This is a genomic window from Peribacillus sp. YIM B13472 (genome assembly GCF_042788005.1).
GTDB lineage: Bacteria > Bacillota > Bacilli > Bacillales > DSM-1321 > Peribacillus > Peribacillus simplex_E.
The window spans coordinates 126,455-148,571 of record NZ_JBHZPG010000009.1 but is presented as its reverse complement, the minus strand read 5'-3'; the positions used below and the strand labels follow the sequence as shown (position 1 = coordinate 148,571).

The window sequence follows — 22,117 nt, the reverse complement described above, 5'->3', positions numbered from 1 at the left end:
GCATACTATTATTATATATACCCTTTCTAAGTAAGGGTTAACTCAAAATTATTTTCCTGTTAAATAACGTTTAGCCTTTTCATCCCCTGGGGTATGTAAAGGGGGAGCGACAATTTACATTCTTTAAGGAGGATGATAGATATGGATAAACGTATAATTGGTGTATATGAAACTGGTGAAGAAGCCATAAAGGCTGTTGAGTCATTACAGGCCCAAGGGTATGATCGTGAAGATATTTCAGTGGTAGCTAAAGATAAAGAAGAATTAAAGTCAGTGAATGAAGAAACCGGTACAAAAGTTGAAGAGGGGCTCGCAGCTGGTGCGGCGACCGGAGGGATTTTGGGCGGTGCGGCCGGATTATTGGCAGGTGTGGGTGCGTTGGCGATTCCGGGAATCGGACCGGTGCTGGCGGCTGGACCGCTTGCTGCAACATTAGCCGGAGCGGCTGTAGGTGCTGGTACAGGAGGATTGGCCGGTACATTAATCGGTATGGGCATACCTGAAGACGAGGCGAATCGTTATGAAGCGGATGTAAAGAGTGGCAAGCTGCTTGTGTTAGTCGATTCGGATGCGAGAAAATCCAGTTCTTCTTACTCAGGAATAACCGAAACCGATGAAACGCTAACGAACAGTAGAAGAACTCTATAAATCTTAAGGTAAAAAAGGACGGATCCCTTAGGGCCCGTCCTTTTTTTGATTAGAATGTGAATTTCTTTATTTCCTTGTTCATTTCCTGGGATAGGGCATCCAATTCACTAGCAAGGGCATTCAATTGTTCCATCGAAGCATTCGTTTGTTCTACGGAAGCAGACACTTCTTCAGTTCCTGCTGCGGTTTCCTGACTGATCGAATTTAATTTTTCCGCATTGCTCGCCATCCGTGTGACCTCGGTTACCATATCGTTCATCATCTTTTTTATTTCGTCAAAATTGCTGAATGTGTTCGCTATAATGGATGAAATCGTGATCAAAGCTAAAAAAGGAATCAAAATTTGTTTTTTTAGCGAATTAAAATACCAGTTCATTTGGACAATTCTCCTTATATTCCTCAAAATAATTTAGGTTCTCTAAGATATTTCAGTCTGCTTTGTCTTTTTTAAAGTTTCAAGTTAGAAAATTCCCAATATTAATTTTGACATGAGTGGGGGATATAGAGGATAAAAAAAGAGCTGACTCCCATGGTCAACTCTTTCATTCATTGATTGCTATTCGACTTGGATATTTTTTGTCCTGCCCATATACCATGTGTAAAACTCGTCCGCATATTCAACGGTTACATCTTGGAGCTTTGTATGGTGTACAGGCTTGGAGCGGTTGATCGTTTCAATTGTGGCAAGACCGAAAAGCTTTTGCAACTTCGAACGTTCCACCTCAATTTGAATGACCTTGCTTCTTTTGGTAATGAATAGTGATGTTTCCAAACTTCCGGATTTGAACTGAATGTACTCATCATTTAACAAGTAACGGCTATTTTTGTAATCCATAATTCTCAATGAATAAATGAGGACGAGTAGAATCAGCGAGATATACCAAAGGGAGGGTTTGAAATAATAGATCGCCAATGTTGCGAGAATCCAGAAAAAGCTGGGCCGCAGCATCCGGATTATGAAGGCCTGTTTCGATAGTGGCTTCATTGACCGTTCCACTTTGTAAGCGGGTAAAATCTCTTCTACCATCCCATATGCCCGTTCAATTGATAAAAAAGGATAGAGGGTGTTCGTTTCCAGCTCTTCATCACCCGTGCTTCCTGCACTGATCAGTTTCACTTCTGCCAACCCTAGCAATCTTTTAATGATTGATTGGGTGATTTCGATTGCTTGTACTTTTTCTTTCTGAATGGAAAAAGCGGATTCGTCCAGTACGCCTTTCTTGATATATATACGCTCATGATCGGATGAAATTTCATATTTTCCATATTTGACGAATGTGGAAACGATTCCGAAGGCAACGGCGACACATATAAGGCCAGTAATAACGATTGTAATGATCCACCATGTATCCAATAACCTGGCAAGGAACCCTTCGGCGTTCTCCAAATCGATAAAATCATCGAGTGTATTATATAACGTAGCCAATATCGGGATAAGAGCCAGGAAGCTGAGTGATGTAAAGGAAGCTTTCAGCACATCTTGTTTGCTTGGCGTGAAATGGATCGTTTTTTCATAAGTTGGTTCCATATCCTCAGCTATTCGTTCTTCGGGATTATCCACTTCGATAAGCGGAAGTTCCTGTTTTGAAGCAAATTCCCCCTCAAGCCGTTCGGCCTCTTTTCGGGAAATCATCTCGAAAGGTACGGTACCATGATCACCAGTCATCCCCGTTTCGAATGTTAAAGAGGTTAACCTGAAAATTTTATGAAATAACGTCGTGCGTTGCTGAACATTCTGTACCTTATGAAGCGGGACCGTTCGATACGATTTCGAGATAAGCCCTGAAGTAATATATATGGTCCCTTCTTTGATTTGGTATTTATACGTATACCATTTTAGGATGATGGAAATGACTTTCCAAATCAGATAAACTAGAAAACCGATTTGAAGTACCTTCATATACGTCTTTTCAGAACCGAAATTCACGACATAAAGCATGATGATGAAAAACGCATTTCCTTTCAGCAATTTCCCAAACTCGAAGGGGATTTTGAAAGGGTGTAATCGTTTTGCGTGTTCTTCCATCATTAATCCACTTCCTTAATTTTTGCGAAATGGGCAATTTTATCTCGTAATTCATATGCTTCTTTCTCGGGGATGGCAGGTATGTCATGAGAGTCCCCCATTGTTCCGATGCTAAGGGAATAAAGGTTATATTTTCGCAAAAACGGTCCTTGGTTCAATTTGACGGATTGGACCTTCGTCATCGGAATGAGTTCATGCGTTTCATTCCAGGCTCCACGTTTTGTTTGAATGAATTCTTCGTTCACGTCGTAACGCCAATACTTCTGCAACAAGATCGGTTCAATGAAGATGGACCAGATTGCATGAAAAAAAGATAATACGATAAGTCCGTTTAAAATCCACCCAATCCATTCTTTCCAAGTGAAATAATTATCAACAAATAATAGGATGCCAAGGACGGCGAGGATAATGAGATTGGTAATAGCTTCAGTCATCCGCCAAACCTTCACTGATTCTTTGGAAATTTTCTTGGTTGGTGGCTGTATCTTTGAATACATATATTCACTCCTTACTATTTCTTTATACTTATACGGACTAACCGACAAGAAAGTTTCCTATTATTCTTTTGTGCCAAGAAATCATGAAGTCGGGGTCCCTATCGATTCCGTGGAGTGGCGGCCGAATAATCCTCCAGTCTCCTGAGTATGTATAAATAAGGACTTCTAGTGATCTGTGATCTTTTCTTTTTATATGACTGTAAATTGGACAAGATAGAAGTGGTGAGCTTTTAGAGTGGGAGTGATAAGTTTGACATACAAAAGGAAGTTAAGTTTTATATTCTTCCTGTTTTTGATTTGTTTTTTTAATGGAGAATCGATGCAAGCTGCGAATGATGAAGGAAACTTAGGGCAGGAAATTCAACAAATATTGGATGAATCGCCGGGATTGGCTGGCGCGTTAACGGGAATTTCCATCCGTTCAGCTGAAACGGGGGAAATGATTTATGAACGGGGGGCGCAAACGAGATTGCGTCCTGCTTCGAACCTTAAGCTATTGACTGCAGCAGCTGCGCTGGAAACTTTAGGGGAAGATCATGCTTTTCAAACGGAACTATACATAAAAGGAGTGCAAGTTGGCCATGTTCTGCAGGGCAATGTGTACCTGAAAGGAAAAGGAGATCCCACATTATTGGAAAAGGATTTCGATGAGCTGGCAGCTTCACTGAAGCGCAAACAAGTTAAGGTGGTTCATGGGGATCTTATAGGCGATGATTCTTGGTATGACGATGTTCGCTATTCCCAAGATTTAGTTTGGAGCGATGAACAGGAATATTACGGGGCGGCAGTTTCAGCCTTAACTGCTTCCCCGAGTGAAGAATACGATACCGGTACCATCATTGTGGAGATTTCCCCTGGGAAAAAGGCTGGTAAAAGGGCAACGGTGAAGCTGAAGCCGGAAACGGATTATGTGAAGGTCATCAACAAAACGAAAACTGAATCGGAAGACGGCAATAAGAAAATTGAAGTCGAACGGTCTCATGGCACACAATTCATTACGGTGACCGGAACCATTCCGGAGCATGCCGGGGTGACCAAAGAGTGGATCTCGGTGAAAGATCCCACAGAATATGCCCTGAGCCTATTTGAAAACTCAATGAATAAACATGGAATTAAAGTGTTGGGAAAAAGGAAAAAAGGGAAAACGCCAGTAGGAGCGGACATGATTGCCACTCATCAGTCCATGCCGCTTTCACAACTGCTTATTCCTTTCATGAAATTGAGCAATAACAGCCATGCCGAGGTTTTGGTGAAAGAAATGGGCAAAGAGGCAGAAGGGGAGGGAAGCTGGAAGGATGGTTTGAAGGTTGCTCGAAATCAGCTGAAGAGTATGGGTCTCGATATGCAAACGATCATGATGCGTGATGGATCTGGAATTTCCCAAGTCAATATGATTCCAGCTAATGAAATAACGAAGCTGCTGTATGTCGTACAGGAAAAAACGTGGTTTCCTGCTTACTTGAATGCTTTGCCGATTGCAGGCAACGAAAATCGGATGGTGGGCGGTACGCTAAGAAAGAGGATGAAAGGGACATATGCAGCCGGGAATGTTCGCGCTAAAACAGGGACGATTTCAGGAACGAGCTCTTTATCAGGTTATGTTACGACCAAAAGAGGGGAAAAAGTCATATTTTCGATCATCTTGAATAATTTTGTAGAAGAAAAAGGCATTACGGCAATCCAGGATAAGATAGCGGTGATGCTCGCAGAAAAGGAAAACCGGTTGGGGAGTGGCCTTTAGTATCCATTTGGAAAACAAAGTTTGAAGTTCAGGGAAATCTGCTAGAAACAGATTGGCATCTGCCAATTCATTTTCTTCGGCAAATCCGAATGGCGTATCCAATTCGATGCACATTCAATAACATTGCCAGCACCTTCTTCTAGTTTTTTTCATTTTATCCTCTCAATGAAGGAATTTGAGGGAGGATGAATAGAAATAAGTAGTATAGGAGGAATGCTCATGAATTTTCCAACACTTGATGGACAGTATACGATTAGCAGTCTTGTAGCTGAAATTCACGAAATTTCCAAAAAACGATCTCCATATATATTGGCGATAGATGGCCGGGGCGGATCCGGAAAAAGTACACTCGCTTCCCGTATCCAAGTTGAGTGTCCAGGTAGCGCGGTCGTTCATATGGATGATTTTTATTTGCCATCAACGGATAGGGTCCAACTGCCTCCATCCCAAAAGCAGATTGGTGCGGATTACGATTGGGAACGGGTATTTAACCAAATTCTGAAACCACTCACAAACGGGCAGGATGCAAGGTATCAAAGGTATGATTGGAAAACGGACACTATGGCCGAATGGCATGATGTTCCTGCTGAAGGCGTTATTATTATAGAAGGAACATATTCCATCCGTAAAGAATTGGCAGGGTACCATGATTTCACGATTTGGGTGGAATGTCCCCGTGATCAGCGGTTGAAACGGGGGCTTGAGCGGGATGGTGAAGAAGCGCGGCAAATGTGGGAGGATCATTGGATGGTGCATGAAGATCTCTATGTGAGTGCGCAAAATCCTCAAGAAAGAGCGAATCTTGTTGTGGACGGAACGAGCTGAATCCATGGATTTCTGGAACTCGCTTTTAATTGTAAGGGTTTACCTATAAAATTGTATGTATGTTTAGAAAAAGCCGGAAACTTGGGGGAAAACTATGTTTACTAATGAAGAACAAGCTGCCGTATATAAAGCCATTTATAACCGAAGGGATATCAGGAGTTTTTTGCCTAAGCCCATTTCAAAGGATATACTCCGCAGAATTTTGGATGCTGCACATCATGCGCCGTCTGTAGGGTTCATGCAACCTTGGAGTTTCATCGTGATTTCATCTCAGGAAACCAAGAACAGTTTGGCATGGGCAGCGGATAAAGAAAGAAGGGCACTCGCTATTCATTATGAAGGAGATAAAGAAAATAAGTTTCTTAGCTTGAAAGTGGAAGGGTTAAAAGAAGCACCTTACACCATTTGTGTTACATGCGACCCGACACGGGGCGGCTCCCATGTTTTAGGGAGGAACTCCATTCCGGAAACGGATATCCTATCCACAGCCTGCGCGATTCAAAATATGTGGCTGGCTGCCTGTGCGGAAGGATTGGCAATGGGATGGGTAAGCTTTTATAAGAAAAATGATATTCGTGATATTTTGGAGATCCCGCCGCATATAGAACCCGTCGCACTCCTGTCGATTGGCTATACGGATCAATATCCCGATAAACCTATTCTTGAACTTGCTAATTGGGAAAAAAGAAGGCCGATGGATGAACTTATTTTCAAAGATAAATGGGGTAATAAATAAAACTATATATTATGATTCTAGCCCCTGTTTCAGGGGTTTTTTGTTGAGAAGAAATGATTTTTTTACAAAAAAATGAAATGAAGCAGTGGAAAAACAGAAGACCCTTACGATAGATACATCCTTTGTAAGAGTCTTTTAAAATACGTCACTCCGTAATGTGGACACAAAATTTGGTTTGATTTTAAAATCTGCGCCGTTTTGAAGATCCCGGTATACCGAGATCTTCACGGTATTTTGCAATAGTGCGGCGGGAAATCTTCATCCCTTCATTTTCGAATATTTGACAAAGTTTCTGATCTGAAAAAGGCTTTATCTTATCTTCATCGGCAATCAAGACCTTTATTTTTTCTTTGATGGTGGTCGTTGATTCGGTTGCTTGGCTGTTCACGCGGTTTAACCCTCTAGTAAAGAAGTTCCTAAGTTTAAAGAGGCCATGCGGCGTCTGGATATATTTATTGCTCGTCGCCCTGCTGATTGTTGATTCATGAACCTGGAGTTTTTCCGAAATGTCTTTCAGTGTCATAGGTTTTAACCCCGTAATTCCCTTCATGAAAAACTCTTGCTGCTCGTCCACTATTGTCGCTGCCACCTTGTAAAGTGTCATTTGCCTTTGTTCGAGCCCTCTTAAAAGTAATTGGGCATCATTTATGTGCCCTTTTATATAATCTTTAGCTGGATTAACAGGATTCAGAGCGATGTGGTCCTTGTAGAAAGGAATGATGGAAAGTTTAGGTGTGCAGCTATCATTGACCGTTATCAGAAAACCTTCTTTTTCTTTTTCCACGTAAACGTCCGGAATGATGTAATGAGTCAAATCATTGGAAAAGTGACTGACGGGACGCGGGTTTAACGTACGGATGAAATCCGACGCTTCTTGTACTTCCTGAATGGTCACTTTGTAAAGGGCAGCAATTTTCCTGTAGCGTTTTTCTGCTAAGTCCGTTAAGTGCTTTTTAACGATCTTATACGCCAATTCATTGCGATCCTCATGCTCACGCAGCTGAATGAGTAAGCAATCGGTTAGATCTTTAGCCCCGACTCCAATCGGGTCAAGGGATTGCAAAACTTGAATCATATTTTCTATTTCTTCGATGGATACGGAAAAATGCGAGGCAGTCCAATTGACATCCAATTCAAGAAATCCATATTCATTTAAGTTCCCGATTAAAAATTGGAGAATCCTCCTTTCAATTGCTTTCAACGAACTTAGTAAACTCAATTGTTCCAGTAAATGGCTTTCCAGTGTTTCTGTGTTGATTGAATAATTGTTGATTGGGTTGTAATCATTATCTCCGTTGAAACTTTTACTTTTAGAGGACCGTTTCAGAGAATTTATTTTAGGTGTACGAATGCTAGATTCAGAAAGTGATGCGAGGGGGTCTTTAAAGCTTATTTCGAGAACGGGATTTTCGTAAGCCTGTCGGTTTAGGAAACTTATTAGTTCATGGGTCGAATATTGAAGGATCTTGATCGATTGCTGTAATTCAGGGGTTAATGACAATTTCAAGGTTTGTTTTTGGTACAGTTCAAATCCTACCTGCATATATATCAACTTCTTTCGTTTAGATTAACATGGCGGCTCAAGAGAGATGAAAAAATATTAACATGATAATAATACAAAACTTCTGAAAATTCAACATTATGTGTCAGGTTTTGTAACATCAATTAGAAAATAAAGTGGGGGGACTTGTAATTTAGTATTTATTCTAATGAATGGGCGTTAGGTGATTCGAATGCGAATCAAATGATTCATATATGAATCGACACAAACTCCTAATGATTTATATGTGAATCATTTTAACTTGAATACCTTTAATATAAGGCTCATATAATTTGGCATGCATCTTGCTATATCTAAATATATAAATAAAAAAATAAACTAGCTTGAAAAAATCCACTACAAGAGAAGGGTGTTTTTTACATGATCAAAGAAACGACGGGTATTCAGGAATTAATCGATTTGGATAAAAAGCATTTTATTCATCCGACTACGGCAATCGAGCAACAGCAGGCAGATGGTCCAAGTTTCATCTTTAAGGAAGGGAAGGGAATATATCTTACGGATGTCACGGGCAGGACTGTCATTGATGGCATGGCTTCACTTTGGAATGTAAATATTGGACATGGACAAGAAGAGATGGCTGAAGTCGCGAAGGAACAAATGACGAAGCTAGCTTTCACCTCAAGTTTCGCCACTTTCAGCAATGAGCCGGCAATCCGGTTGGCGGCCAAAATCGCTTCCATTGCTCCTGGGGATTTGAATGCAGTATTCTTCACATCAGGTGGATCGGAGTCGAATGATACGGCCATCAAACTTGCTCGTCATTACTGGCTTTTGAAAGGGCAGCCTAATCGTCAAAAAATCATTTCTCGCTCGAAATCCTATCATGGAGTGGCAATGGGAGCTACAAGTGCGACTGGCCTGAAGCCGTTCCGAGATTTCACGAATTCAATCGCACCGGATTTTTACCATGTGGACGGTTCCTCCATTGAAGAGTTGCGTAAGGTCATAGAACAGGAAGGGCCGGAAACGATTGCGGCATTTATCGCTGAACCGATTCAAGGGGCTGGTGGCGTGAACCTTCCTCCTGAAGGCTATTTTAAGGAAGTAAGGGAGATTTGTAATGAATACGGCATTTTAATGGTGACGGATGAAGTCATTACAGGTTTTGGAAGAACAGGGACTTATTTTGGGATTGAACACTTTGGTGTTGTGCCTGATATGATGTGCTTCGCAAAAGGTGTGACGAGCGGATATGCACAGTTAGGCGGGGTCGTCCTGAATGATAAGATGCATCAGGATTTCATTGCCCTTTCAAAAGGCACGCTTTTACACGGTTACACATACAGTGGGCATCCTATGGCATGTGCGGTTGCTTTGAAAAATATTGAAATAATTGAACGTGAAAACTTGATAGAAAACTCGAAACAGCGTGGTGAAGAGTTGCTTGCCGGCTTTAAGAAGCTTCAAAGCAAACACCCGATTATTGGTGATGTCAGGGCACTTGGATTAATTGGAGGCATCTCCATCGTAAAGGACAAACAAACAGGCGAAGGCTTTGAGACACAGCTTGCTCCAAGACTGGTTGCTGAAGCGGCGAAGAATGGTTTGATTTGCCGGTCTGTTACGTTTGATCAAGATACACTCGTATTCGCACCGCCTTTAATCATTACGAAATCGGAAGTCGAAAGAATAATTGAAATCCTTGATGAGACATTTACAGCTGTCGAAAAAGAAATTTTATAAGAGGTGAAAGTGATGGTCATGACGGAAACGCTGAAAAAGAAATTATTCATTAATGGTAAATGGCAAGAAGCTGAAAAGTTCACGACACTAAAGTCTCCCTATAGTGGGGAAGTTCTAGCGGAGATTCCTTCGGCAAGCCTTGAAGATGTAGAGTTGGCAATAGAAGCGGCCTATCAAGCTAGAAAAACAATGGCAGCTTTACCTAGTCATAAACGCGCTGCAATACTTGAAAAGCTTGCGAGCCTTTTGGAGAGCCGTAAAGATGAGGCAGCTGAAATTATTGCTAAAGAGGCAGCAAAACCGATCAAAACGGCAATGGTTGAAGTATCCCGGACGGTTGCCACATATAAATTTGCAGCAGAGGAAGCAAAAAGGATTCATGGGGAAACATTGACGATGGATGCTACAGCTGACGGAGAAGGAAGGATAGGATACACAGTCCGTGAGCCTCTAGGCGTCGTAGGTGCGATTACCCCTTTTAATTTTCCGATGAACCTCGTTGCCCATAAAGTAGGCCCGGCCATTGCTGCCGGAAATACACTTGTCCTGAAACCTGCGAGCCAAACACCGCTATCTTCGCTATTTCTTGCTGAACTATTAGCTGAAACTGATTTGCCGGCAGGTGCGTTTAATTTAGTTACCGGAAGCGGTTCGGTTATTGGTGATAAATTAGTCACCGATTCACGGGTGAAGAGCATTTCATTTACTGGAAGTCCGGCTGTCGGAATCGGGATCCGTAGTAAGGCCGGATTAAAGAAAGTGAGTCTTGAACTAGGTTCGAATGCGGCTGTCATCGTTGATAAAGGGATCAATATCGATAAAATCATCCAACGCTGTGTATCGGCAGCATTCGCTTTTCAAGGGCAGGTCTGTATTTCCTTACAGCGCGCATATGTTCATGAAGAGGTATATGATGAGTTCGTCAAAAAATTCACAGAAGCAACGAATGGCTTGAAACTAGGAGATTCTTTGGACCCGTCTGTGGATATTTCGGCATTAATCAGTGCTGGTGATGTACAGCGAAGCCTGGATTGGATCGGTGAAGCTAAACAACACGGTGCGATCGTCGCAGCAGGAGGTAAATCTGAAGGGAATATCCTGCATCCGACTGTGTTGCTGGAAGTGGATGCAATGCTTAAGGTATCTTGTCAGGAAGTCTTCGCTCCCATTGTTTTGATCAATAAGGTTTCTTCTGTTGAGGAAGCGATTGACTTGGTCAACGATTCCGAATTCGGATTGCAGGCCGGGATTTACACAGAAAATATCAATCTGGCTCTTTCTGCCGCAGAAAAATTGGAAGTCGGCGGTGTTATCATTAATGATATCCCAACTTACCGTGTCGACAACATGCCGTATGGCGGAGTCAAAAAAAGCGGGACTGGCCGCGAAGGGTTAAAATATGCCATTGAAGAAATGACGGAAATGAAACTGGTCATTATTAACCGAAATTAGTCAGAAAAGAGATGAGCAGCTGCTCATCTCTTTTTTTGAGCTGCAGGTTTATTTTTCTATGAATCTTGAAAGAAGTTGAGATTAAGGATTGCTCATATGTTATGCAAAAATGAATAGGTAATTCACGATTGAATTTAAATGAGACGGGAAAGGGTAAAAAAACGTGTTTTACCTATTATTTCAAACTGGCATGAATCTTGCTCATATCTTCTATATAGGTAGATAAATTAAAACCGAGGAGGAATTTATATGCAGGAAACTTTGCAAAATAACACGAAAAAAGAAGGAACGGGAGCACTGGACTTAAAGATGTTCATCAATGGGGAATGGGTGAATTCGACTTCAGGGGAGAAGAGGGATGTATTGAATCCGGCCACGGGGGAAGTTATTGCCAAAGCTGCGGAAGGAACACAGGAAGATGTGGATGCAGCGGTCGAGGCAGCAAAATATGCTTTCTATGAAGGTGGTTGGTGGGGAACTCCTGCTGTGGAAAGAGCTCGCATTTTATTCAAAATAGCCGACAAAATAGAAGAAAAAGCTGAAGAATTAGCTGCGTTGGAAACATTGGATAATGGGAAACCATTGCGTGAGGCTCGTTATGATATAGCGGATTCAGCAGCCTGTTTTAGATATTATGCAGGATTGGCTACAAAACCGACAGGTCAAACTTTTGAAGTTCCTGACGGTCAGCAAGCAATGGTCGTAAGGGAACCGATCGGTGTATGCGGGCAGATCGTTCCATGGAATTTCCCGCTAATGATGTCAGCATGGAAACTCGCCCCGGCGCTCGCTGCAGGAAATTCCGTTGTTTTCAAACCATCTGAAATCACCCCTGTGACAGCGGTCAAACTATTCGAAATCATGGATGAAGTCGGATTGCCAAAAGGTGTCGCAAACCTTGTGTTAGGAGCGGGGCCAGTTGTCGGACAAGCCATTGCCGAACATGAGGAAATCGATAAAGTGGCCTTTACAGGAGGGACGGAAACAGGGCGTAAAATCATGGAGGCTTCACTGGGTAACCTAAAGAAGGTGACATTGGAGCTCGGCGGGAAATCGCCTAATATCGTATTTGCCGACTCTGATTTTGAGACTGCCGTTGATTATGCTCTATACGGGATTTTCTGTAATCAAGGACAAGTGTGTTCAGCAGGTTCTCGTTTACTGTTGGAAGAATCGATTTACGATCAGTTCATTGCAAGTCTTACTGCGAAGGCGAAAAAGATCAAAGTAGGTTCAGGTTCTGATGAAAGCAGCCAGATGGGTCCTATCGTTTCAGAAGCCCATATGAACAAAATATTATCGTATATCCAAATCGGAAAAGAAGAAGGTGCCAAAATAATCGTCGGTGGAAATCGAATGAAAGAAGAAGGCTTGGATCAAGGTTACTTTGTCGAACCTACTATTTTTGTTGATACGACACCGGACATGCGGATTGTGCAGGAAGAAATTTTTGGACCGGTGCTTGTCGTTCAAAAGTTCAAGGATGAAGCGGAAGCACTTCGACTGGCCAATGATACGAAATACGGTTTAGCGGGAGCGGTGTTCACGAATGATATCGCAAAAGCGTACCGTGTCATTAAAAAAGTGCGTGCCGGCATCACGTGGATAAACTCATATCATCCGACTTATAACGAAGCTCCTTGGGGAGGGTTCAAGCAAAGCGGAAATGGACGCGAACTGGGAACTTTCGGTTACGAAGCTTACACCGAAGTGAAGCAAATCAATAACAACTTGGATATCCAGCCAACAGGCTGGTTTGATGAAGAATAAAGGGCTTGACGAAAAGGCTGTTCCTTGTGGAACAGCCTTTTTTTGTGGAATCGGAGATAAAATGCCAGAATCGCAGATATATTTCAAAAATCGGAGATATAACTCCGGAAACCGCAGATATATTCAAAGATTGCTAAACATTGATTTACTTTTGGTGGACTTTTTCAAGATCAACCCGTCCTGAAAAGAAAACGGCACCATTACCCATATCTGCGAGCCGATCTGGGGTAAGGGAATTGATGTGTTGTTTTGTTTCAGGTGCATTCTGCCACAAGCCTTGGCTGACAAGAACGCCGGGTAACACATTTTCACCGGGAGCAGCGGTAAGCAAACACTCACCGCGATCGTTCCAGATTTTAACCATATCACCGGAGGATATCCCCATTGTTTTGGCATCAGAGGCATTCATGTGCAATTTCGGTTCCTTTTCCATGGAGATATGTTTGGCATTATTTGAAAAAGTTGAATTCAAGAAATTGTGATTAGGTGCTGGAATGAATAAAAATGGCAGGTCGCTGTCTTTTATGATTGGCGTATATGTTGGCAAAGGCTCGTATCCATCCTGCTTCATCCTTTCGGAATAAAGTTCGATTTTACCGCTTGGTGTCGGGAGTTTTCCTGGGAACATCGGCTGCATCTTGGCTTTGACAAATTGTTTCCGAGAAAGGGAGTCATAGGTGATGCCTTCTAAATGCGGGTTATCGGGAAAATCTAGCGCCTGACGTATCATATCTTCCTCTGAATCTCTAAATGCTTGTTCCACAAATCCCATTCCAGCAGCTAACAGTTTGAACAATTCAACATTCGATTTCGACTCGCCATATTTTTCGACTACAGGTTTTTGTATTTGCACGTAATTATGCCAGTATGAATTATAAAAATCCTCCGTTTCATAAGAAGATGTGGCAGGAAGGACGAGGTCGGCAAACATGGCCGTTTCGGTTAAGAATAGATCATGTACAACTGTGAATAGATCTTCCCGCATTAGACCTTCCTGCACTTTATTTGCATTAGGAGCGACAAGTGCTGGGTTGGAGCCGTATACAAACATGGAGCGAATCGGGTTTTCCTTTTCCATAAGAGCTTGACCGATTTGGTTCATATTAATGGTCCGCGTAGCTTTATTATGCAATAAATCAGGACGTCTTAAGGCATTTGTATTAAAAGCCAGATATCCAGAATTCCCTTTGATGGCTCCGCCGCCTTCGGTCATCCATTGGCCGGTAAGTGCAGGCAGGCATGCGATGGTACGTACTGCCATGCCGCCATTGTCATGGTGCTGCAGGCCATTGCCTATCCGAACGAATGATGGACTTGTGGTGCCGTACATCCTGGCTAATTCATATAAGTCATCAATTGGAACGCCAGTGATCGCGGAAACGGTCGAAGGGTCATATTGGCGGACGTGTTCGCGCAATTCGGCAGCACCAACTGTGTATTCATCCAAAAAGGGCTGGTCGACTAGATTCTCGGCATATAGTATATGCATTAATCCGAGGGCAAGCGCACTATCGGTGCCAGGCAAAATCGGAATGAACCAATCTGCCCACTTGCCGGTTTGGTTTTTATGTACGTCAATGACAACTACTTTGGCCCCGTTTTTTCGTGCTTGCTGGGCAAGCGTTACTTGGTGCATATTTGTGCTTACAGCGTTAATGCCCCACATGATGAAAAGCTTTGTATGAATCGTTTCTTCTGGATCGATGCCGAATGAACCACCCATTGTATAGCTGTATCCGACTGAGCCTGCCGCGTTACAAATGGAACGCTCGAGCATGCTTGCACCGAGTTTGTGGAAAAAACGGCGATCCATTCCCTCAGCGCTGAGGTTGCCCATGTTTCCGTAAAAGCTGTAGGGAAGTATGCTTTCCGGACCGTGCAATTCGATCAGGTCTTTCCATTTGGAAGTGATTGTGTCAATGGCCTCTTCCCAGCTGATTGGAGCAAAATTCCCTTCTCCTTTCGGACCGCTGCGCTTTAATGGCTGTTTTAAGCGATTGGGGTCATATAGGCGAGCGGTCATGTTTCGGACTTTGTTGCAAATATTCCCTTTTGTGACTGGATGATCAGGGTCTCCTTGAACTTTAATGATTTTCCCGTCTTTTTTGTGCAGCAGTAAACCGCATTGATCAGGACAGTCAAGAGAGCAAACAGAGGGAAAGACTCCATCTGGCTGATTGATATAGGATTGCATGGCGTATTCCTCCTAATAATTTAATCTAATAAAATGAATTTTCTTAATTATATTGAAAGTGAAATCGTTGAAAGGTGCAAGAACTTCTTAACATATGTTTTTTTTTCTGATAAGCTTACAAGATGAAAATTAACCTATAAATAGGAGGATTCATTTTTGGATTATGGAATTATAATATCAATTGGAATATACATGGCAGGTATGCTATTAATTGGTTATTTGGCCTATCGGAAAACGGCCAACCTAACCGATTACATGCTTGGCGGCCGGAACTTGGGCCCGGCTGTAACTGCATTGAGTGCAGGAGCTTCCGATATGAGCGGCTGGCTGTTGATGGGTCTTCCCGGTGCCATGTACATAAGCGGGTTAAGTGCGGGCTGGATTGTCGTCGGCCTTTGTGCAGGGTCTTATTTAAACTGGTTATTCGTGGCACCAAGACTTCGGACATACACGGAAGTGGCCGGCAATTCGATTACGATTCCCGATTTTTTGGGGAATCGGTTTAAAGATGGCTCCAGGGTCTTAAAAGTGGTATCAGCATCGGTCATTTTAATTTTCTTCACCTTTTACACATCTTCAGGCATGGTAGCAGGCGGTGAGCTTTTCCGCTCCGCTTTCAATTTGGATTATCGGTGGGGCATCTGGCTGACGGCGAGTGTTGTTATTCTTTATACATTATTTGGCGGATTCCTGGCTGTTAGCTGGACCGACTTCGTACAAGGTACAATTATGTTCATTGCCTTAATTCTAGTGCCAGTTGTCACGATTGTAAATATTGGTGGCTGGGATCCTACCTTCAATGAAATAAGATCGATCAACCCGGATTTATTGCATGTCTTTGAAGGAACATCAACCATTGGCATCATATCTCTTGTGGCATGGGGGCTTGGTTATTTCGGGCAGCCTCATATTATCGTTCGATTCATGGCGGTTTCATCTGTTAAAGAATTGAAAAGTGCACGCCGAATCGGTATGGGCTGGATGATTTTTGCTATCGTCGGGGCGATGTTCACCGGATTGGTGGGAATAGCTTATTTTAACCTGACAAACAGTCCTTTAGGGGAAAAAAATGCTGAGTCCGTCTTCATCATTTTATCTAAAGAACTGTTTCCTTCTTTAATTACAGGCTTCTTGTTGGCTGCTATTTTAGCAGCGGTCATGAGTACGATTGCATCACAGCTTTTAGTTTCGGCAAGTGCTTTGACCGATGATTTCTATAAGCAGTTCATTCGGCCGGATGCATCTGATAAGGAATTAGTGCTGGTAGGCCGATTTGGTGTATTGGCGATATCTGCCATTGCCCTATTATTGGCTTTTAATCCAAGCGGTACGATCCTTAAATTGGTGGGTTATGCATGGGCTGGCTTTGGAGCGGCCTTCGGTCCTGTCATTCTGTTAAGCCTGTACTGGAAACGGATGACGAAATGGGGAGCCCTGGCGGGAATGATTGTCGGTACGGCAACCGTGATCGTCTGGGATATGATCGATAAGTTCGCTGAAGTATACGAAATCATTCCTGGTTTCATCGCTGGTTCAATAGCGGTAGTCGTTTTCAGCTTATTATCGGCCAAGCCTACAAAAGATATAGAAGAAGAATTCAATCAAGCCATTAAAGACCTCTCTTGATCAGTGAGGGTCGAGTTAAAATGGTGCTTGATTTTTTAGCGATATAAAACAATGAATGCAATATATATGGTACAATACCGATAGAGTCCTTATGTTGAAAACATGAGGGCTTTTTTTTGAGTGATTTGGGAATAATAAACCAAAAAACGATATAAAGGAAAAAATATGAACCAATCTCATAAAATTGCATGTAAAGTGGCTTTTATATATATAATCATTGGGGTCTTATGGATTTTCGTTACGGATTACATCTCTATGACACAGGCAAGGGCAGATGTTCAGGTATATGCAATGTTTCAACATTCCAAAGGGTGGATGTTCATTTTCATAACCGGTCTTTTCCTATACTTCATAATCAGGTATTGGACGGGGAAAATGTTGAGGTCCCAACAGGAATTCATTCTGAAGGATGAACAGTATCGGTCGCTGTTCAAGCATAACCCGGATTGTGTTCTTGAGCTGGATCTCGAAGGAAATGTCGTTTCGATAAACCCTGAAGCTGAAAAACTATTAGGTCATAACAGTGACAATTTGAAAGGCAAGAATGCGAATCATCTCCTTAACTGGAATGAAAGTGATAAAGTATCTGTATTCTTTAAACAGTCCCTTCAAGGGGAGGCTGTGAAATTCGAAACGACCATTCAGAATGGCAGTGATGAAGAACGGATAATCCGTGTAACCTTTTTACCGATCATCGTTCACGCGGAAATGCTGGGAGTATATGCAATCGTTCGGGATATTACTGAATTGCGGCGCGAAGAGGAATTGATGATCATGTCTGAAAAGCTATCTGTAATCGGACATCTGGCTGCAGCGGTCGCACATGAGATAAGGAATCCGCTGACATCGTTAAAAGGATTCGTACAGTTAATGGATATGACGCAGGAGGTAAACCCGCTGCATACTGATATCATGTTGAAGGAGATTGACCGAATTAATATTATCTCAAGTGAACTTTTGATTCTTGGGAAGAAACAGGATGTAGCATTCCGCAGGATCGATCTTGCCGACAGTTTACAACAGGTATTCACATTGATGAAAGCAGAAACGAATTTGAATAATATCGAAATGGGGTTCAGGGCTAAAACCGCTGAACCGATTTATATTATGGCTGATCCAATTGAAATTAAACAGTTGGTAATCAATATCGTCAAGAACAGCATTGAAGCGATTGAGGATAATGGGAAAATTGATATATCGCTGCAAACCATCGATGGACAAGCTGTAGTCAGCGTGAGTGATAATGGCATGGGAATGGTTCCCGAGCGCCTTGAACGGATTGGTGAGCCTTTTTATTCGACGAAGGAAAAGGGTACAGGGATCGGGCTGGCAATTTGCCGGAAAATCGTTCATCGACTTCACGGGGAAATGCATTTTGAAAGTGAGATAAACAAAGGGACGACGGTTACAATTCGTATTCCGTTGGCTACTGGACAAGAATAAATGGTACTATGAAAGATAGGAAAAGTTATATTTTAAAGGAGAACGATATGAGCGAATTACCTGAATTAGTGAACGATAGAAAACCATATATACAAGAGGTCTGGAAAAAGTCCGGATTCGGACAACTTACCCCGATTCAAACGAAAGCGATTCCGGTGATTGTCGAGGGAAAAGACATCATGGCCGAATCACCGACCGGTACGGGAAAAACATTAGCATATTTACTGCCATTGCTAGAAAAGATAGATCCTGAAAAGAAATCGCCCCAAGCTTTGATTTTGGCATCATCACGAGAACTGGTCATGCAAATCAATGAAGAAATTCGCATTTGGTCAGAGGGAAGCGGCATTACGGGTGCAGCATTCATCGGCGGTGCTAATGTGAAAAGGCAGTTGGACAAATTGAAGAAGCGTCCCCAGGTGATTGCTGGAACACCGGGGCGTATTTACGAATTGATTGCCCAAAAGAAATTGAAGATGCATGAAGTTAAGACGATAGTTCTTGATGAAGGTGACCAATTGATCATTCCAGAGCATATGGGAACGATTAATAATATTATCAAGACAACGCTAAAAGACCGGCAAATCATGGTATTTTCTGCGACCTTGCCGGAGGAAACGGAAAAAGCCGCCAGGGGATTCATGAATGAACCCGAAATGATCAAGGTCGATAAGCATGAAAAAATGGAATCAAAGGTGGACCATCTGTACTTTGTTGTTGAGAGACGGGAAAAGTCCAAGATTCTCGAGAAAATCACAAGAATTAAAGATGTGAAGGCCCTTGCCTTCCTGAATGATATCGCAGAGCTGAGCGTCTTACATGAAAAGCTGAGTTATAAAGGTATTGAAATGGGCGTGCTTCACGGGGAATCCAATAAAGTCGACAGGGAGAAAGCGTTGCGCAAGCTTCGTTCGGGAAAATCCCCAATGCTGATAGCAACGGATGTAGCGGCAAGGGGGCTTGATATTAAAGGTCTTACTGCGGTCGTTCATATTGATATGGCTGACAACATCGAACAATATATCCATAGATCTGGGAGAACTGGGCGAGCAGGTGCAGATGGCACTGTCATTTCAATCGTAACGGAAAGAGAAGAGCGAGAGTTGAAAAAAATGGCTCGTGAACTGGAGATTCCATTAACGAGAGTAACCTTCTATGGTGGAAACATCGTAGTCGATGAATGATACGAAAAAAGGGACGGCCATGGCGGCTGTCTTTTTTTTTTTTTTTGCGAATGCCCGTTAAGATTTTAAAATTAAAAAGGTGCTCATTGTGCAGAATTCCCACTACATGACTTTTCTACTTTATGAATATGGTAGGATTCAAGGTAGAAATAGGAAAACGTTTGTTTTTGCCGAATCAAATTGAACGACGGGTGGTAAAGGGATGTTCAAAAAGAAATGATCCCATAAGATCAGGATAAAATCCCCACACAGCATTTGATACTATGAATATATTCGATTGTGAAATTAGACTAAATTCAGGAGTTCATTAATGGGGATAATCATGAATGAAAACGCTTCCTTTATATAGTTTTTTGACATATGATAGCAATAGACATAGGTTAGGAGGAGACGGAATGACAGGAAAGTATAAACAGTTTGAGACAGCAGTCATCCATGAAGGATATGACTCGAAGAAGCATTTAGGAAGCTTGGCAACACCCTTATTCCAAACCTCAACATTCACTTTCGAAAATGCCGAGCAAGGGGAAAGGCGTTTTGCCGGTATGGAAGATGGATATATTTATTCCCGCCTTGGAAATCCAACGGTACAAGTGCTTGAAGAAAAGATTGCCGCTTTGGAAGGCGGGGAAACTGGCCTTGCTTTCGGTTCAGGCATGGCTGCCGTTTCAGCAGTACTTTTTGCGTTAACAAAAACAGATGACCACATCCTGTGCTCACAGGGGCTATATGGTTGTACATTTGGCCTCCTGCAGCTAATGAAAAATAAATACCGCATCACACATGATTTTTGTGAAATGGATTCAGAAGAACAGGTAAGGAAAATGATCCGGCCGGAAACGACCTGCATATATGTAGAAACCCCTATCAATCCGACGATGAAAATGATTGACTTACAGATGGTGGTGAGAGTTGCGAAGGAATATAATGTGACAGTCGTAGTCGATAATACGTTTTCGACTCCCTACCTACAGAGACCGCTTGAATATGGCTGTGATATCGTCCTTCATAGCGCTACGAAATATCTTTGCGGGCATGGTGATGTCGTTGCAGGCCTTGTCGTCGGTAAGAAGGAATTCATGAATCAGGTAGCCGGGACTACACAGAAGGATATCGGTGGAATCATTTCACCATTCGATGCCTGGTTACTATTACGGGGGTTAAAGACCTTGCCTGTCAGGATGGACCGTCATTCGGCCAATGCAATGGCAATCTTTCAAGAACTTAAGAAACATCCAAAGGTGAAAAAGGTATATTATCCAGGTGATGAAGGTTCACCGGATCATTATATAATGCAAAAACAAATGAAACATGGCGGCGGCCTTATCTCTTTCGAATTGCATGGCACAAAACAGGATGCACAGGAATTCCTAAATAAATTGAAACTTATCAAAATTGCCGTAAGTCTAGGGGATGCCGAAACATTGATCCAGCATCCCGCTACCATGACGCACTCTGCCGTTCCTGAAGATTCACGGGAACAAATGGGCATCAGTGACCAGCTGGTCCGTCTCTCAGTTGGCCTTGAGGCTTGGGAGGATGTCTGGCAAGATCTTCAGCAAGCATTTTAGGGTACCATATCCCTCATTTGTTCCTCCTATTTTTAATGAAGATGGTGATGGATACGATAAAAGTGATGGCAGCCAGGATATAAGAAATGTCTGTAATTACAGGATAGGCGTCGCTATTTCGTATCCCGATGCCTATGAACGCCCAAACGAATACGAGAGGATAGCACCAATCCCGGTTTTTACCTGCAAAGACAAAGGCCAAGGCTGTTGCTGCAATCAGCAGGACGATCGTCCAGGTTATATTGGAAACCCCAAAACCGTCCCATTTGATATAGGTGAGGTAATAAGAAATGTCAGCTATGGCTGCAACACTTACCCAGCCTGTATAAATGGAAAACGGAAATAGGTCCAAAGCAGCATGCTCCACTTTTTTCGTTCTTGTATAAATGACCATTAAAGTAGCTAACAGAGCAATGATAATGAATACGGATAACAAAAAGCGTTCATAGTGCCAAGCCAAAAGCCAAGCGCCATTCAGGACACAGCTTAAAGCGAACCAAGGGAAGGATGCCTTATAAGCAGGTCTGTTTTGATGTTTACTTAAAAACTGCCTGAATACCCAGATGGCGAGCAGGAAATAGATCAAGCCCCATATGGAAAATACATAACCGGCAGGAGTGAAATGGACATCCAGTTTATCGGAAATCTCTCCTGATGTTTGGCCGTTCAATGGCAGGAAATTTGCTAAAAAATTCATCGTGACGACGAACAGGTAGAAAATCAAGTTAATGATGGAAATAATCATCGGCTTCCTCCTTGTATGAATTGTGATCCTTCTAACCTTATTCCACATATTTAGCCTGGTTAATCTTTTCGGAGCACATCGGGGGTACTTGGGGGTCATTTTTCCATAAAAAGAGGAAGTTCCTGTAACAATTGAACCATTTAAGGTTAGAAATTTTACATCTTCACTTTATGGTGATAAAATATTCAAAGATTCATATTATTTTAGTCCTTCGGGGTCGGGTGAAAATCCCAACCGGCGGTGATGAAGAAATTCTAAGCCCGCGAGCCTGATAAAGGCAGGATTTGGTGAGATTCCAAAGCCGACAGTACAGTCTGGATGGGAGAAGGACGTGTGGAACCCAAGTGTATACGTACGCCTAATTTTTCGAAAATGAAAATATTAGGCTTTTTAGGTATACAATTTTTTTCAC

17 protein-coding genes and 1 riboswitch are annotated in these 22,117 nt (G+C 42.5%); of the genes, 11 read left to right on the top strand and 6 right to left on the bottom strand.

Going from position 1 to position 22,117, the window contains the following annotated elements:
• Window positions 1-141: 141 nt before the first annotated feature.
• Window positions 142-648 (top strand): general stress protein, encoded by a 507-nt coding sequence (locus tag ACFX4I_RS09985; protein WP_230302138.1) that lies wholly within the window; start codon window positions 142-144, stop codon window positions 646-648.
• Between the two features lie 49 nt (window positions 649-697).
• Here ACFX4I_RS09985 and ACFX4I_RS09980 read toward each other — a convergent pair whose 3' ends face one another.
• From ACFX4I_RS09980 to ACFX4I_RS09970, 3 genes are all read right to left on the bottom strand, one after another.
• Window positions 698-1,024 carry a hypothetical protein gene (locus ACFX4I_RS09980; RefSeq protein WP_377420331.1) on the bottom strand — a complete coding sequence of 109 codons (327 nt, stop codon included), beginning with the start codon at window positions 1,022-1,024 and terminating at the stop codon, window positions 698-700.
• A 180-nt stretch (window positions 1,025-1,204) separates the two neighbouring features.
• The gene (locus tag ACFX4I_RS09975; RefSeq protein WP_377420329.1) at window positions 1,205-2,677 is read right to left on the bottom strand and encodes a PH domain-containing protein; all 1,473 of its coding nucleotides are present in this window, start codon (window positions 2,675-2,677) and stop codon (window positions 1,205-1,207) included.
• A complete protein-coding gene (locus ACFX4I_RS09970; protein WP_230302135.1) occupies window positions 2,677-3,171 on the bottom strand; it encodes a PH domain-containing protein in 495 nt (164 codons plus the stop codon). The genes ACFX4I_RS09975 and ACFX4I_RS09970 overlap by 1 nt, the downstream gene beginning before the upstream one ends.
• A gap of 319 nt (window positions 3,172-3,490) precedes the next feature.
• Here ACFX4I_RS09970 and dacB point away from each other — a divergent pair, with 319 nt between their 5' ends.
• The 3 genes from dacB to bluB all read left to right on the top strand — a co-directional run bounded on the left by dacB (window position 3,491) and on the right by bluB (window position 6,473).
• A complete protein-coding gene (gene dacB / locus ACFX4I_RS09965; protein ID WP_377420327.1) occupies window positions 3,491-4,912 on the top strand; it encodes a D-alanyl-D-alanine carboxypeptidase/D-alanyl-D-alanine endopeptidase in 1,422 nt (473 codons plus the stop codon).
• Window positions 4,913-5,131: 219 nt separating this feature from the next.
• On the top strand, window positions 5,132-5,737 hold the full coding sequence (locus tag ACFX4I_RS09960; protein ID WP_377420325.1) for a uridine kinase family protein: 606 nt from the start codon (window positions 5,132-5,134) through the stop codon (window positions 5,735-5,737).
• 94 nt (window positions 5,738-5,831) lie between these two features.
• Window positions 5,832-6,473, top strand: coding sequence for a 5,6-dimethylbenzimidazole synthase (bluB, locus tag ACFX4I_RS09955; RefSeq protein WP_098370466.1), 642 nt, complete (start codon window positions 5,832-5,834; stop codon window positions 6,471-6,473).
• 181 nt (window positions 6,474-6,654) lie between these two features.
• On the opposite strand, the gene rpoN is transcribed toward bluB, so the two are convergent.
• Window positions 6,655-8,016 carry an RNA polymerase factor sigma-54 gene (gene rpoN, locus ACFX4I_RS09950; protein WP_230302132.1) on the bottom strand — a complete coding sequence of 454 codons (1,362 nt, stop codon included), beginning with the start codon at window positions 8,014-8,016 and terminating at the stop codon, window positions 6,655-6,657.
• Window positions 8,017-8,394: 378 nt separating this feature from the next.
• Between rpoN and ACFX4I_RS09945 the strand changes: the two genes are divergently transcribed.
• The 3 genes from ACFX4I_RS09945 to ACFX4I_RS09935 all read left to right on the top strand — a co-directional run bounded on the left by ACFX4I_RS09945 (window position 8,395) and on the right by ACFX4I_RS09935 (window position 12,942).
• A complete protein-coding gene (locus ACFX4I_RS09945; protein WP_230302131.1) occupies window positions 8,395-9,720 on the top strand; it encodes an aminotransferase family protein in 1,326 nt (441 codons plus the stop codon).
• Between the two features lie 18 nt (window positions 9,721-9,738).
• Window positions 9,739-11,172: an aldehyde dehydrogenase family protein gene (locus ACFX4I_RS09940; protein ID WP_377420354.1), complete on the top strand. Its 1,434-nt coding sequence runs from the start codon at window positions 9,739-9,741 to the stop codon at window positions 11,170-11,172.
• Between the two features lie 249 nt (window positions 11,173-11,421).
• Window positions 11,422-12,942 (top strand): aldehyde dehydrogenase family protein, encoded by a 1,521-nt coding sequence (locus ACFX4I_RS09935; RefSeq protein ID WP_377420323.1) that lies wholly within the window; start codon window positions 11,422-11,424, stop codon window positions 12,940-12,942.
• Window positions 12,943-13,087: 145 nt separating this feature from the next.
• Here the strand turns inward: ACFX4I_RS09935 and ACFX4I_RS09930 are convergent, their stop codons facing one another.
• Complete coding sequence (locus ACFX4I_RS09930) at window positions 13,088-15,136, bottom strand: molybdopterin oxidoreductase family protein (protein WP_377420321.1); 2,049 nt, start codon at window positions 15,134-15,136, stop codon at window positions 13,088-13,090.
• A gap of 156 nt (window positions 15,137-15,292) precedes the next feature.
• Between ACFX4I_RS09930 and putP the strand changes: the two genes are divergently transcribed.
• The 4 genes from putP to megL all read left to right on the top strand — a co-directional run bounded on the left by putP (window position 15,293) and on the right by megL (window position 20,960).
• On the top strand, window positions 15,293-16,762 hold the full coding sequence (gene putP / locus ACFX4I_RS09925; RefSeq protein ID WP_230300334.1) for a sodium/proline symporter PutP: 1,470 nt from the start codon (window positions 15,293-15,295) through the stop codon (window positions 16,760-16,762).
• 165 nt (window positions 16,763-16,927) lie between these two features.
• Window positions 16,928-18,205, top strand: a complete 1,278-nt coding sequence (locus ACFX4I_RS09920) for an ATP-binding protein (protein ID WP_377420319.1) — start codon at window positions 16,928-16,930, stop codon at window positions 18,203-18,205.
• A gap of 47 nt (window positions 18,206-18,252) precedes the next feature.
• Window positions 18,253-19,389 carry a DEAD/DEAH box helicase gene (locus ACFX4I_RS09915; RefSeq protein ID WP_377420317.1) on the top strand — a complete coding sequence of 379 codons (1,137 nt, stop codon included), beginning with the start codon at window positions 18,253-18,255 and terminating at the stop codon, window positions 19,387-19,389.
• 395 nt (window positions 19,390-19,784) lie between these two features.
• The gene (gene megL, locus ACFX4I_RS09910) at window positions 19,785-20,960 is read left to right on the top strand and encodes a methionine gamma-lyase (protein WP_283932535.1); all 1,176 of its coding nucleotides are present in this window, start codon (window positions 19,785-19,787) and stop codon (window positions 20,958-20,960) included.
• Between the two features lie 13 nt (window positions 20,961-20,973).
• On the opposite strand, the gene ACFX4I_RS09905 is transcribed toward megL, so the two are convergent.
• Window positions 20,974-21,705 carry a TspO/MBR family protein gene (locus ACFX4I_RS09905; protein ID WP_377420315.1) on the bottom strand — a complete coding sequence of 244 codons (732 nt, stop codon included), beginning with the start codon at window positions 21,703-21,705 and terminating at the stop codon, window positions 20,974-20,976.
• 203 nt (window positions 21,706-21,908) lie between these two features.
• Window positions 21,909-22,039, top strand: a riboswitch (FMN riboswitch).
• Window positions 22,040-22,117: the final 78 nt, after the last annotated feature.